Annotated in this window: 13 protein-coding genes and 1 pseudogene; 11 read left to right on the top strand and 3 right to left on the bottom strand. The window is 44.3% G+C overall.

Annotation, left to right across the window (positions count from 1 at the left end):
• Positions 1 to 2 precede the first annotated feature (2 nt).
• Together ACTQ50_RS04995 and ACTQ50_RS05000 are read left to right on the top strand one after the other, a co-directional pair.
• On the top strand, positions 3 to 1154 hold the full coding sequence (locus tag ACTQ50_RS04995) for an exonuclease SbcCD subunit D (RefSeq protein ID WP_441483230.1): 1152 nt from the start codon (positions 3 to 5) through the stop codon (positions 1152 to 1154).
• The gene (locus ACTQ50_RS05000; RefSeq protein ID WP_441483231.1) at positions 1151 to 4462 is read left to right on the top strand and encodes an SbcC/MukB-like Walker B domain-containing protein; all 3312 of its coding nucleotides are present in this window, start codon (positions 1151 to 1153) and stop codon (positions 4460 to 4462) included. Before ACTQ50_RS04995 ends, ACTQ50_RS05000 begins: the two co-directional genes overlap by 4 nt.
• Here ACTQ50_RS05000 and ACTQ50_RS05005 read toward each other — a convergent pair.
• Complete coding sequence (locus ACTQ50_RS05005) at positions 4416 to 4526, bottom strand: DUF6783 domain-containing protein (RefSeq protein ID WP_441483263.1); 111 nt, start codon at positions 4524 to 4526, stop codon at positions 4416 to 4418. The genes ACTQ50_RS05000 and ACTQ50_RS05005 overlap by 47 nt on opposite strands.
• Here ACTQ50_RS05005 and ACTQ50_RS05010 point away from each other — a divergent pair.
• Entirely contained in the window at positions 4512 to 4616 is a 105-nt protein-coding gene (locus ACTQ50_RS05010) for a hypothetical protein (RefSeq protein WP_319017145.1), read from the top strand. The two genes, ACTQ50_RS05005 and ACTQ50_RS05010, sit on opposite strands and share 15 nt — an antisense overlap.
• Before the next feature lie 43 nt (positions 4617 to 4659).
• Here the strand turns inward: ACTQ50_RS05010 and ACTQ50_RS05015 are convergent, their stop codons facing one another.
• Positions 4660 to 5319 (bottom strand): HAD family hydrolase, encoded by a 660-nt coding sequence (locus ACTQ50_RS05015; RefSeq protein ID WP_441483232.1) that lies wholly within the window; start codon positions 5317 to 5319, stop codon positions 4660 to 4662.
• On the bottom strand, positions 5313 to 6002 hold the full coding sequence (gene thiE, locus ACTQ50_RS05020) for a thiamine phosphate synthase (protein WP_173772274.1): 690 nt from the start codon (positions 6000 to 6002) through the stop codon (positions 5313 to 5315). The genes ACTQ50_RS05015 and thiE overlap by 7 nt, the downstream gene beginning before the upstream one ends.
• Before the next feature lie 248 nt (positions 6003 to 6250).
• Here thiE and ACTQ50_RS05025 point away from each other — a divergent pair, with 248 nt between their 5' ends.
• The 8 genes and pseudogenes from ACTQ50_RS05025 to ACTQ50_RS05060 all read left to right on the top strand — a co-directional run bounded on the left by ACTQ50_RS05025 (position 6251) and on the right by ACTQ50_RS05060 (position 13788).
• Positions 6251 to 6904 (top strand): hypothetical protein, encoded by a 654-nt coding sequence (locus tag ACTQ50_RS05025; RefSeq protein ID WP_441483233.1) that lies wholly within the window; start codon positions 6251 to 6253, stop codon positions 6902 to 6904.
• Positions 6905 to 7126: 222 nt separating this feature from the next.
• On the top strand, positions 7127 to 7660 hold the full coding sequence (locus ACTQ50_RS05030) for a TetR/AcrR family transcriptional regulator (protein ID WP_441483234.1): 534 nt from the start codon (positions 7127 to 7129) through the stop codon (positions 7658 to 7660).
• A 43-nt stretch (positions 7661 to 7703) separates the two neighbouring features.
• Positions 7704 to 7853, top strand: a pseudogene (locus tag ACTQ50_RS05035) (nucleotidyltransferase family protein); the annotation flags it as partial.
• Between the two features lie 287 nt (positions 7854 to 8140).
• The gene (locus ACTQ50_RS05040; protein WP_441483235.1) at positions 8141 to 8581 is read left to right on the top strand and encodes a hypothetical protein; all 441 of its coding nucleotides are present in this window, start codon (positions 8141 to 8143) and stop codon (positions 8579 to 8581) included.
• A 34-nt stretch (positions 8582 to 8615) separates the two neighbouring features.
• Positions 8616 to 10445, top strand: coding sequence for an ATP-dependent zinc metalloprotease FtsH (gene ftsH, locus ACTQ50_RS05045; RefSeq protein ID WP_441483236.1), 1830 nt, complete (start codon positions 8616 to 8618; stop codon positions 10443 to 10445).
• Positions 10442 to 10984, top strand: coding sequence for an HdeD family acid-resistance protein (locus ACTQ50_RS05050; RefSeq protein ID WP_368361512.1), 543 nt, complete (start codon positions 10442 to 10444; stop codon positions 10982 to 10984). The genes ftsH and ACTQ50_RS05050 overlap by 4 nt, the downstream gene beginning before the upstream one ends.
• Before the next feature lie 102 nt (positions 10985 to 11086).
• The gene (locus ACTQ50_RS05055) at positions 11087 to 12073 is read left to right on the top strand and encodes a LacI family DNA-binding transcriptional regulator (protein ID WP_441483237.1); all 987 of its coding nucleotides are present in this window, start codon (positions 11087 to 11089) and stop codon (positions 12071 to 12073) included.
• A gap of 452 nt (positions 12074 to 12525) precedes the next feature.
• Complete coding sequence (locus ACTQ50_RS05060; RefSeq protein WP_195983219.1) at positions 12526 to 13788, top strand: ABC transporter substrate-binding protein; 1263 nt, start codon at positions 12526 to 12528, stop codon at positions 13786 to 13788.
• Positions 13789 to 13973 lie beyond the last annotated feature (185 nt).

Genomic DNA, 13973 nt, shown 5'->3' on the forward strand with positions numbered 1-13973 from the left:
TTATGAGAATATTTCACTTATCAGATTTACACATTGGTTTGAAGTTAATTAATCGTGATCTCAGAGAAGATCAGGAATATATACTGGATCAAATAATTCAGAAGGCCGCAGAGAAAGCACCTGATGCGATCGTGATCGCAGGGGATATCTATGACAAAGCAGTTCCGTCAGCAGAAGCGGTGGAGGTGTTTGATCATTTTATCGGAAAGCTGCGAAAAGCAGTTCCAGATTCTGTGATTATGATGATCAGCGGAAACCACGACAGCGCGCCCCGTGTGAATTGCTTTCGGAGTGTACTTGACCGCCAGAAGATATATATGATCGGAATGCCGCCTCAGACAGAAGAAGATCACATTGAGAAAGTAGTGCTCCAGGATGAATATGGTCCAGTGAACTTTTATCTGCTTCCCTTTGTGAAGCCTTCCATGGTGAAGATGATCACTGGTACAGACGGGAATGGAAACAATCTTTCTTACAATGATACGATCCACAGATTGATAGAACGTGAACAGGTTGACATAACCCAGAGAAATATTCTGGTCAGCCATCAGTTTTATTTGCCGGTAGGGGAGAATGCAGAAGAAGTAGAGCGAATGGATTCAGAGATCCGTACTGTGGGAAATATTGACCAGGTATCTGCTGATATTTTGCAGAAATTTGACTATGCGGCGTTGGGACATATTCACAAGCCAATGAAAGTTGACAGTGAGTTTTACCGTTATTGTGGAACCCCTCTGGCATGTTCTGTAAGTGAAGCAGGTCAGAATAAGGGAATTATAATGGTTGACATAAAGCAAAAAGACGAAATTACCACAGAAGTAATTCCATTGGAACCATTGCGTCAGATAAAGGTGATCAAAGGCGATTTGGAGAGTGTTCTGGCACAGAGCTGTAGAGACTACGTGACAGTAATTCTTACAGACAAAGTAGATCTGGATGTGATTGATATGCAGGACCGTCTGCGTCTGGCATTTCCTGGACTTCTGGAGATACGCCGTGAGACAATACGGCAGGCAGACTATACCAGACGCACTTCTGGCGAGCGTGAGCTGAATCCTTTTGAGCTTTGCTGCCAGTTCCTGGGAAATACGGACATGGAAGAGCAGGAAATTCTTCAGGATATTATCAATACAGTACAGGAGGTGACGAAATGAGACCTGTGAAACTTACGATGCAGGCATTTGGCTCCTACGGAAAACTGACACAGATTGATTTTCGGGAACCTAATCAGAATTTGTTTCTTGTAACGGGAGATACCGGTGCAGGAAAGACAACTATATTTGATGCCATTGTGTTTGCTCTTTACGGCGAGGCGAGCTCCAGTACCAATAAGAAAGAGGGCGTTGTACTGCAGAGCCAGTATGTGGAGCTGAATGTAGAGCCATTTGTAGAACTTGTTTTTTCAGAAGGGACAGGAGCAGATTGCCAGCTCTATACAGTGCGGCGTGTCCCAAGGCATCTGAAGCTTCTCACAAGAGGCGCTGGGAAGAATACGGGTAGCCGTGAAGTTGCCGGTTCTGTCAGTCTGATCATGCCGGATGGTACCGAATATCCCCAGAAGGAAGCCGACAGTAAGCTGGGAGAGATCCTCGGTCTTACCAAAAGCCAGTTTATGCAGGTAGCCATGATCGCACAGGGAGAATTTATGGAGCTTCTTCGTGCGAAGTCTGACGATAAGAAAGTAATCTTTCGGAAGTTATTTAACACGGAACTTTACCAGAATATTGTGGATGAGCTGATGAACCGCAAGCGTGCATTGGAGAAAGATATTGCGCAGATTAAGACGGCCTGCCAGACCGAAGCTGCTCATGTGGTAATTCCCCAGGAATATGACCAGTGGCAGGAAATAGAAGGGTTAAAAAAGCAGGTTTTGAATGGTGAAATTGTAGTGATGGATTGCTTCCTGGAGCATCTGGGAGAGCTATGCAGAACACTGGAGAAAAGTGTGAATTTTACCTCGGAAGAATTACAATCCGCATCAAAACTCCGTGACGAAAAAAGGGATATCTACAACAGTTCCATTCAGCTGATGAATTTATATGCGCAGCTAGAAACCGCTGAGGTTCAGCTCTCTGAATGTGGGAAAACGGAAACACAAATAGGGGAAAAGACCATCCTGTCAGAGAAAATTAAGAAAGCATACGAAATAAAAGGTGAATACGTACGCTGTCAGGATGCCTTGCATAATATGCAGACCTGTGAGAGTGCCTTAAAGGAGCAGCAGGAACACGTTCCTTTATTAAAGGAACAGTCACAATCTGCCATTTGGACAGCGAAGGCTGCGAAAGAAACAGCGGAGAGGGAACTTAAAGCATACACCACTATTTATGAGCGTGTAAATAAAGAGGTGAAGCTCCTTAAGCAGATCAAGGAAGCAGAAAAAAGTGTAAAGACCAGCCAGCAAAATCTGACCGCAGCGCAGGCCGCAGACCGCAAAGCCAGAGAAGATCTGGAGAAAATAGAGAAGCAGGAAGCAGACTGGAGGGCTCAGTCAGAGAAGCTGACCGACACTAATGAGAAAATTGCTGTCTGGAAAGGGAAAAATCAGGAACTGGAAGTACTTGGCATTGAAGTACAAGAAACGGAAGACCTTCTTAAAGGTGTAGAAACACAGAAAAAACTGGCGAAGAAAGCACGAGAGACATACCAGAAGAATAGAACCAGATATGACGCAAAGAGCCAGGAATATGAGTCTATGCGGAGAATTTTTCTGGATGAGCAGGCTGGTTTTCTGGCGCGAGAACTTCAGCCGGGGAAACCATGTCCTGTATGCGGCGCAATAGAACATCCGAATCCATGTATAGCTTCTACCCTTCATAGAGATCTTACCCGTGAGCAATTGGAGCTGGCAGAAAAAGAAGTTTCTGAGCTTCGAAACAGGCAGGAACAGTCTGCCGGTGAAGCAAGGTCAGCCGTAGATATAGTTGCAGAAAAAGAACGACTTTTGGAAGAGACAGGAAGGAAGCTGTGCACGCGTATTTTAAATGATCATGAGCAGTTCCCGGAAGCTGGAATGCTGAAAGTATTTGATTCTTTGGGAGACAATATAAAAAAATTCCAGGAGAGCAGAAATTCCGAAGGCACTGGTGCAGCTCTGAATCAGATGGCGGATAAAGAGTGTAATTGGAATGCCTTGCTGAAGCAGATACAAACACTTCTTGGAGCCTGGAAAACTTTATTGCAGGAAGAGGGTATAAGACTTAATACAGCCCAGAAAACATTGCGTAATCTTCAGGATGCTTTGGGACAGGTAGAAGAGCAGAAGAAATCAGGAAAAACTGCCGTAGAGGAATGTGGACAAAAGCTGACTGCGGCAGCTGCGTCAGCCAAGAGCGCAGAAGCTCTTCTGAAGCAGCTGAATGATTCCCGGGAATACCCATCAGAAGAGGCAGCTATGACAGAGTTTAACCAGGCAAAAGAAAAATGGAAAGCTGCAGAAGCTGCTTCCAAGGAAGCTGAAAAGAAAGAAAAAGCGTCTTCTGAAGAGCTGGTTAACTGTACCAGCCTGATTAAGCGATTTGAAGGGGAGCTTCCGGATCACCAGAAGCTTTACCAGGAGCGGCAGGCCTTTTATCAGACTCTGATGAATGAGAAGAATATGACAGAGGCAGAATGGGCGGATATAGCAGAGAACTATACCCGTGAAACAGCGGAGCTTTTGCAAAAAGAAGCAGATAGCTGGCAGCGAAAAAAACTAGCCGCACAGACCACTGCAGAAACAGCTGGAAAAGCCATAGATGGCAGGAGCAAGCCAGATCTGGAAGCTGCGAAGTCCCAGATGGAGGAAGCTGAGAAAATACGGCTTCAGACCCAGACGAAGCTGGATCTTTATAAAGAACAGTATAAAGCTGATAAAGGGGCATATGATATTCTTAGTCCCCAGATGGAGAAGCGGGGCAAGATCATTGAAAAGCATACCAAGCTGGAAACTCTTTATAAGCTGTTGTCTGGAAATATGTCTGGAAACCGTATGGATCTTGAAACCTATGTGCAGAGATATTACCTGGAGAAGATTCTTTATGCGGCCAATCGCCGTTTTGCAGATATGTCTGCCGGACAGTTTGAGCTTCGTATGGTGGACGAGGAGAATGCGGGGAAAGGAAAGAACCGCGGTTTGGATCTTATGGTATATTCTAATGTTACCGGCAAAGAGCGTGAAGTCCGTACCCTTTCCGGAGGAGAGTCCTTTATGGCAGCTCTGGCATTGGCACTTGGAATGGCAGATCAGATCCAGGAGAGCTCTGCTGCTATACATTTGGATGTGATGTTCGTGGATGAAGGATTTGGTTCTCTTGATGAGCATTCCAGGGAGCAGGCTGTGAAGGTTCTTCAGGAACTGGCGGGAGGAAGCAAGCTGATTGGAATTATCTCTCATGTGACCGAGTTGAAGCAGGAGATTGAAGATCAGCTGATCGTCAGCAAGGACGAGAGGGGCAGTCATGTGAAGTGGCAGATAAGCTAGAATCTGTTTGAAAAATCATTCCTGCAATCTGTACGCTCCACTTTGCGGTATATTTTGCCCGAATTCAGTTGCCGTAGCTCGCTACGGCTCCTTCCTCCATCTTGCATATGAAGAAATCATCCTGCGTCAATGTAGTAGATACTTGGTTGAATAAAGAATATCGGGAAGCAATTAAGCTTCCCGACAAATAAAAAGTTCTATAGATTTTTTGTAAAATCAATAAACTCTTCCGGTTCACCGTAATCATGAATCCGACAGTTTGCCAGACGCTGTATTTCCTCTTGATTTTCTTCATGAGAGTCGTACACAGCAGTGGTATAGAAGCCATCTTTCTTAGCTGTAGTAAGGGCATGAAGAGAATCTTCAAAGACCATGGTATTGGTTCGGTCAGTACCAAGAAATTTCAAGGCTTCCCGATAAATGGTTGGTTCGTCCTTTCCGGCACCCACAGAGGAGCAGGTAAAGATTTCGCTGAAATAATCAAGCACTCCGCAACGTGCCAGGGCAGCTTCCACGAGGGAGCGCTCTGTAGCAGTGGCGATACACATTTTGACTCCGGTCTCATGAAGCTGAGCCAGAAATTCTTTCAGATGAGGCTTCAGCTGAGCTTCATAGCGGTAGAAATCATCTACAATTGCTACAGCACTCTTGATCAATTCATCTCGGGTCTGTTTTACACCATAGTGCTCAATAAAATAGTCAGCTGCCTGGTGGAGACTCATAGTGGCGATTGCTTCATCCAGATCCGGTTCAGGTTCAATTCCCTGGTTTCGCAGGTAATTTTCGCCTACATGATCCCAGGCTGACATAGAATCCAGAATCGTACCATCCAGATCCCAGATGGCACCCCTTAACATGAAATTCCTTTCCTGGAAGATGCATTGTCTTTGGAAATACAAGTAGAATCTTTCATTTTGAGAGTAAGCTCTTTAAGCTCTCTGGTTGCTTTTGTAATATCTTCAGCTGCAAAGATGGCACTTACAACTGCAATTCCACAGATACCGCTTCCAGCCAGTTCCATTACATTGTCATGTGTAATTCCGCCAATGGCAATAACGGGAATATTTACAGCCTCACATATTTGTTTTATAGTTTCATGGCTGATATTGCCGGCATCTTTTTTGGTTCCGGTTTGGAATGCGGCACCTACTCCCAGATAATCTGCGCCATTTTTTTCAGCAAGAACAGCCTCTTCAACTGTATGCGCAGAAACGCCGATGATTTTGTCAGAACCGAGGATGGCTCTGGCATTACCAGCAGCCATATCCTCCTGCCCTACATGAACGCCATCGGCATTGATTTCTTTTGCAATTTCTACATTGTCATTGATCACGAATGGTACATGATAGCGCGCACATAACTCTTTGATTTCCGCAGCTTCTTTGAGAAAACTATCTGTATCCAGATTTTTTTCGCGTAGCTGAATGAAGGTAGCTCCACCTTTTAAGGCTTCTTCGACCTGGTCATATAAAGTTCTGCCATTTAACCAGCTGCGGTCAGTAACGGCATAAAGTAAAAGATCTTTTTTATTGCAGTTCATTGGTAAAACCTGCCTTTCACATGTAACTTGTGCTTCAAACACACTCTAATACATTATATAAAGCTGAATCTGGAAAGTAAAGGTAATTATTAAGCTAGAGCCTGTTTCTGCGAAGATCGAGAATCGTAACCCATAATGTTTGTTACACGAACAGGAACCTGTACATTGAAAAACGAAAGGTGATATGTTAGACTAATATTAAAATTGTGTTTTTGTTGGTTTGCAAAAAAAGAGAGGCAGGTCTGATTATGGATCAATTTGAGAGGATGAAGGTGACACGGCAGGCGATGAATGGCAGGATGTGTCTGATGTTTGGCGGTATTTTCCTGATGTTTTCAGCCATTACCTCCACGATTATGTATGGAATCAATTTCTTTATGACAGCGTTGGAAGCAGATAAAGGAACAGCAGAGTATGTAGAACTTCTTGAGAATGCCGGTGTGGGAAGTGGGCTTCTGAAAGGGATTGGTATTTGTTTTATTGCAGTAGGAATCTGGGAAGTTGTAGTTGGATTTCTATCTGTAAAAAATTCCAACAGAGTAGATAAGAGCAGATTTTCTGTGAAACTGGCCATATCTCTTCTTATAACAGAGATTGTCATGCAGGTAATTCTGTTTTTTGCAGGATTGATGAATCTGGGGCTTCTTTTTACAGCCATTGTACTTCCGCTGTTTTTACTTTGGGGTGCCACCCGTTTAGGCAAAGTTGCCAAGGCTGAGCCGGAACGCAAATTTGCAGTAGACCCAGCCAGGAAGAAATCCTCCCAGCAATCTCAACCGGCCGCCCCGAAGAAGAGCATTCGTGAGAGAGCCGCTATGCAGGCGCGAGAAGATGCAGTGGTACCAGAGAAACAAGATACTGTAGATGAGGAAAATATTGCAGATTCAGAAGAGTCAAATTAGAAACTCAAAGTATGAATATAAGCATTATTGGAAAATGCAGTGGGTATAAGCGTCATAGGAAAATGCAGTGGGAAAATTGTTAAAGATATATAACCTGTGAAATTGTATGAGCGGTAGTTGGTTGTTGCTCCCGATAATATGATTTGCATGTAGCTATCAAGGTATAAGAATTTGAGCCTTTTTATGATTCAACATCGGATAAAGGAAAGAGAACCACAGTATATGGACATGAAAGAGATCATCGCAGAAGCAGCCCGTAAGCTGATTCTGGAGAAAAAGGTAAAGAAGCTTACAGTAAAGGATATTGTGGAAGAGTGCCAGATCACCAGGCAGGCATTTTACTACCATTTCGAAGGAATACCGGATCTGATCCAGTGGAGCATAAAGCAGGGAACCAGGCGGTTGCTGGAGGCGTGCAAAGAGCAAGGCGGCGCAGAAGCAGCGCTGAAGTATCTGTTTGTTTTTGCCATCAATGCTATACCCGAAGTGCGGAAAGGCATAGAAAGTAATTATGGCAAAGAACTGGAACAAACCCTTATGCAAGGAACCTACGAGTTGTTTGAGAGCATTGTGGAAGAAAAAAATCTGTACCAGAATTATAGCCGCCAGGAGCTGAAACTGATCCTCCGTTACCACAGCCATGCTATCTTTGGTATTTTCCAGGACTGGACACCGGAGGATACGAAGAATCTGGATATGATCGTACACGAAGTCTATTTGATTATGATGGGAAAGAATGCTCCAGAAGAACTATAAAATATCGTTTGACTGTATTTGCAGGAAATGGAGGCGGCAAAGTATGGGCTATGATCTTCCGGAAAGGGTTGTAAAAGATATTGTAACGTTTGCTAAGAGGTATTCTGTCAGGAAAGTTATATTGTTTAGATCGCGTGCAAGGGGAAACAATACAGAAAGAAGCGATATAGATATAGCGGTATATGGCGGAGACTGACTGGAAATAGAATCCAGAGGCCGGATGCAAATACATGGAGGAAACTAAATAAGAGATCAAACGGGCGAGGTGTATTTTTTACACTTTGCCCGTTTTGTCTATACACGGTGAAATTTCTGACTATCGACACTTTCTTTTGCTTGTACTAGAATAAAATTATTAGGATTACGGAGCGTGATTGTGACGCACATTTTGCAGAATGCCTTTTTCAAACACGCTTTAGATCCTGTTTGAGGAAGGCTGGAAGTGATAACGTAATCCGCAAGGAGAGGAGGGAACCATATATGGCACATGAAATTTTATCCGTAAAAATGTACGAGCTGGATAAAAAACTGGAACAGACCCACAGCCGGATTCAGCTGGCAGAGAGTATGGATGCGGAAAGACTCCACCAACAGATCCAGAATCTCCGGCAGGAATGTCAGGAAAGCCGTATCACTTTGGAAAACAGACTTCGATATTCCAAGACAGACTGTGTAATGAAGCTGGCAGGTGTCTACGACCAGGTGGAGGCAGCAGTTGGAAAAGTGCTGGAGGAAGAAAACATAAAATTGAAAAATAAGGAGCCAATATTTGGAAATGTGCTCCCGGGAACGGAGGAGAAAATCCTCACCGCAGAATACGCCCTTGATTTTGCCATGCAGGCAGTAAACCGGGCGCTTCTGGTATCGCTGGAGGCTATTGAAGCCCAGCGCCTGGAAGAGAAGAAAGAGGCAGAAGAGTAGACACTATTAGTTTACATAAGAAAGGATTACAACCATGAAAGAAGTAAAAACCCCAAAAAAGCCGTTGGTCTACTACTACAGCATTGTGCTTCTGGTGCTGATCGTCTTTAACCTGGTGGTTTCCCCAATCTTGATGGAGCATCAGGTAGAAGAAACCGATTATGGTACCTTCATGAGCATGATCAATGAAAAAAACATCGGTAAAGTAGAAGTAGAAGATAACCAGATCGTCTTTACCGATAAGAACAACGAAAAAATTTATAAAACCGGTCTTATGAATGACCCCGATCTCACCGACCGTCTGTATGAGTGCGGTGCCACCTTTACCAAGGACATCGACCAGCAGACCTCCCCGATTCTCAGCTTCCTGGTAACCGGACTTCTGCCGTTGATCATTTTCATAGTTCTTGGAAATTATATGGCGAAGAAGCTGATGGAGCAGGCTGGAGGCAAAAACTCCATGGCATTTGGCATGGGAAAAAGCAATGCAAAGGTTTACGTCCAGTCCAGTGAAGGAATTCGTTTCTCCGATGTAGCCGGAGAGGATGAAGCCAAGGAAAATCTTGCAGAGATTGTAGATTATCTTCACAACCCGAAAAAATACACAGACGTGGGAGCTTCCATGCCGAAAGGTGTTCTCCTTGTAGGCCCTCCAGGTACCGGTAAAACAATGCTTGCCAAAGCCGTTGCCGGAGAAGCGAATGTTCCATTCTTTTCCATGTCCGGCTCTGAATTCGTAGAAATGTTTGTAGGTATGGGTGCCTCCAAGGTTCGTGATCTTTTCAAGCAGGCGAAAGAGAAAGCCCCATGTATCGTATTCATTGATGAGATTGATGCCATCGGTAAAAAACGTGACGGCCAGGTAGGCGGCAACGATGAGCGTGAGCAGACGCTGAATCAGCTGCTCACAGAGATGGATGGCTTCGAAGGCAACAACGGTGTTATCATTCTGGCAGCAACCAACCGACCGGAATCCCTTGACCCGGCACTTACCCGTCCAGGACGTTTTGACCGCCGCGTACCGGTTGAGCTTCCCGATCTTGCAGGACGTGAAGCAATTCTGAAGGTTCATGCAAGAAAAATCAAAGCATCCGATGATGTGGATTTCCACACCATCGCACGTATGGCATCTGGTGCATCCGGAGCCGAGCTGGCAAATATCATTAACGAGGCAGCTCTTCGCGCAGTCCGCAGCGGACGTACAGTGGTTACAGAAGCAGACCTGGAAGAGAGTATTGAGGTGGTAATCGCAGGTTACCAGAAGAAAAACGCAGTTCTCTCCGACCAGGAGAAAAAAGTGGTTTCCTATCATGAAATCGGACATGCTCTGGTGGCAGCCCTTCAGAGCCATTCCGCTCCTGTTCAGAAGATCACCATTATCCCCCGTACCTCCGGTGCGCTCGGCTATACCATGCAGGTAGAAACTGGTGATAAGTATCTGATGACAAAGAAAGAGCTGGAAAATAAGATTGCAACCTTCACAGGCGGACGTGCTGCAGAGGAAATTGTTTTCGGCGAGATTACTACTGGCGCTTCTAACGATATTGAACAGGCCACCAAAATTGCAAGAGCCATGATTACCCGCTATGGAATGACTGACGAGTTTGACATGGTGGCTATGGAGACTGTTACCAACCAGTATCTCGGTGGTGACGCATCTCTTTCCTGCTCAGCAGACACCCAGAAGGAAATTGATGAAAAAGTGGTAGAGCTTGTGAAACGGGAACACGAAAAAGCTAAAAAGATTTTGACAGACAACCGTAAAAAACTGGATGAACTGGCCATGTTCCTTTACGAAAAAGAGACCATAACCGGTGAAGAGTTTATGGAAATTTTGAACAAAGAGGAGAGTGAGGAAAAATGAGAAGACGTTCACGCTATGGATGGCTGGAACTCATCGAGGGAATCCTGCTGATCCTTCTTGGAATCTACACCTTATTTAATCCTGGAAATACTATCCGGGGAATCACCGTCGTATATGGCATTCTCGCTGTGATTACAGGAATCTCAGATATCGTATTTTATGCAAAGACGGAGCATTATGTTGGTTTTGCACCTACAGTTGCCCTGATATCCGGTATTTTGAGTCTTCTTGCCGGCTTAATGCTTCTGATGTATCCAAACGCCGGAGAACTGATCATGACCTTGCTTCTCCCAATCTGGTTCATCGCCCATTCCGTTTCCAGACTGACCCACCTCCCGCTGGTCCGCCTGGCAGGAAAATTTTTCTGTTACTTTACTATGATCGTAAATATTTTTGGAATCATCCTGGGCTGTTTCATGATCATCTGGCCTGCCATAGCTCTGTTTTCCGCAGGCTTCATCATCGGCGTCTATCTGATCCTTCTGGGAATCGACAGTGTGGTGATGGCATGCAGCAATATGGATGCCGGGTGGATGTAGAAGCAGAATATATTTATCGGTTGACACAAGAAACTACGAGGTGATAAAATCAAGATGAAATTAAAAAATTACTGTAGCTCGCAATAAAGGAGATTTATATATATGGCAACACTTAAGGATGTGGCGAAGGCCTCGGGTCTGACGGTAGGAACGGTTTCCAGAGTCCTGAATAACAGAGGCTATATCAGTGACAAGACCAGAGAGAAAGTATATCAGGTGATGAAGGAACTGAATTATCAGCCTAATGAGACAGCCCGTGCTCTGTCTAAACAGAAAAGTAATACCATCGGAATTATTCTGCCGAGTATTGAACATCCTTATTTTTCCAAGGTGTTAAGCTGCCTGGAGAGAGAAGCTGCGAAACGGGGATACCGCATCATGCTCTTTGTTTCCAGATATAAGGAAGAACGTGAAGAACAGTGCATTGAGATGTGCAAAAGCGAAAGAGTTGCAGGTGTGGTTCTCTGTAGTGGAAGCTTTGAAACAGAGAAATTCGAAGGCCTGAATTTCCCATTGATCACACTGGAGCGTTCCATGGATGAGGGAACCTCCGGAATTGAATGTGATAACTATCAGGGCGGGGTGCTTGCAACGGAGCTGCTGATAGAGAAGGGCTGCAGGAAGCTGATGTTTATCGGCGGAGTAAGTGCAGGGGTCGACATCCATATGCCAGGAGATCTTCGTGAGGTTGCATTCCGTGATATCTGTAAGAATCGAAATGAAGAAAATGTGGTTATGGTAACGGATAACCGTCTTTTTGATTCTCTGGAATATTATGAATATGTAAGACAGGCACTGGTAGACAATCCTGAGGTGGATGGCGTATTTGCCAGTTCAGATGTTATTGGTGCCTATGTACTGCATGCATGCGCGGATCTGGGAATTAAGGTTCCGGAGCAGTTGAAAATCGTAGGATTTGACGATGTGAACATTGCGCAGTTTACCAGTCCGGGACTTACGACGATTCATCAGCCTGTGGAGCAGATGGCAGAGATGGCAGTTGCTGCCATTGCGCAGATCGATGAGGGAAAAATGGTACCCACCAAAGCCGTATTTCCGGTTACCCTGGTTGAGCGGGGAACAACCTGAAGGAAACAGGAGTTTCTTTAAGATGATTTGGGAATTTCCAAAATAAAAAAATACAAGTCAGCTGTTATAGTAATTGCCTCTGGTTTTTGCGTAGCAGCTGATTTTTTTATGCAATAGGAATCTGTCCGCTAAAGCAGGTGGCATCTGGCACGCAAAGGGTAACAAAGCTTTTGCACATGTTGTTCAGCATAACAGATATGATATACGGTTGCGATATTAAAAAGAGCGAATTTTAAGAAAAAACAGAAAAAACTGAAATTACACAACATATCAATATAAAACACATGTAAAAATGCACAAAATAAGATGCTTGAAATAGTATAAAACTAACGAAATGACTTTAAAACCACAGAAAAATATGACAACCGCTTGACATATTAGAAGCGCAATGCTATCATACAATCATCAAGAAAACGTCTCAATAAGAACGTAAAAAACAGGAGGAAGCAAAAATGAAAAAACGTATTTCAATGGCAATTGCAGTTGCAACTGCAGCAGCAACAATGGCAAGTGTATCTGTACCGGTTATGGCAGACGATGTGAACATCACAATTTTTAACTCCAAGATGGAGGTTCAGAGCCAGTTCGAAGAGTTAGCTGCTCAGTATGCAGAAGAGACCGGCGTTGGCGTAGAGGTTTATTACAACAGTGATACAGTATCTGCTCATCTGGCTACCAGATATTCTGCGAATGATCCATATACAATCTCTATGGTAGACCCGAAAGATATCTATTCACTTGCAGCAGACCATGCAATTGATTTAAGCGATCAGAGCTGGGTTAATGAGACTGATTACGCAATCGGAGTTGACGGACAGATCAATGGTTTCCCGACCTGCCTTGAAGCACGCGGTGTTATTTACAATGCAGATGCAATCGAAGCAATCACAGGCGAGACCTTCAATCCGGATGATTACAAGACACTTGATTCTTTTAAAGAGCTTCTTGAGAAACTGAAAGAAGGCGGAATGGAAACACCTACCGGTATCATGAAAGAGGATTGGTCCCTTGCAGCTCACTTCCTTGCTGAGGTTTACGAGCAGCAGCCAGATGTAGAAGCATTTGTTTCCTCTCTTTATGAAGGAACAGCAGACCTTGCAAACAATGAGAAATTCAATTCTCTTATGGACTTCTTCGATGTAATGATGGAGAATAATTACGCAAAAGATTCTGCAATCGCTGCAGAGCGTGAGACAACCGAGATGATGCTTGCTGAAGGACAGATCGCATTCATGTTCGGAGGAAACTGGGACTGGTCCGTAATCAATGCATATGATTATACAGAGAATATGGGAATGATGCCAGTACCGCAGAACACAGATGACGGATCCAATGAGAAGCTTGTTGGTGGAGGTTCCAAATTCATGATGATCGATTCCTCTGATGCAACAAGTGATGAGCAGCGTCAGGCAGCTAAGGACTTCCTTACATGGCTTGCTGATTCCGATGAAGGACAGAGCTTCATTGCTGAGACATGTGCACTTGTACCTGCATTCTCCAACAATGAAAAAGAAGTATCCGATCCACTTGGAAAATCTGTTAAGAAATATGCTGATGAAGCAGCTCTGATTGATAACTACAATTACCTTCCGGATGATCACCTTTCCATTTGCGGTGCAACCTTCCAGAAATATCTGGCAGGACAGATTGACAGAGCTGAGTTTGCAGCAGAGATTGAAGACTACTGGAAGAACACAACTCCTGTAGAGCACTAAGAATTATCCTTTGGTAACAACTTATTAATTTAACAAACATACTGTAGTTTTATAGAAATTTGCCACCCCTCAAGAGGCTGCACGCCTGTGCCATGCGGCGTGCGGTCTCTTTCCCTCACAAAAAGAAAAGTACTGGATTATAGAGTTTCGGAGGCAGCGGGAAAAGGGTGGAGACAAAAAAGAAA

Origin of the sequence: Blautia sp. Sow4_E7 (assembly GCF_052116245.1) — a bacterium.
In the GTDB taxonomy this organism is placed as follows: Bacteria; Bacillota; Clostridia; order Lachnospirales; family Lachnospiraceae; genus Blautia_A.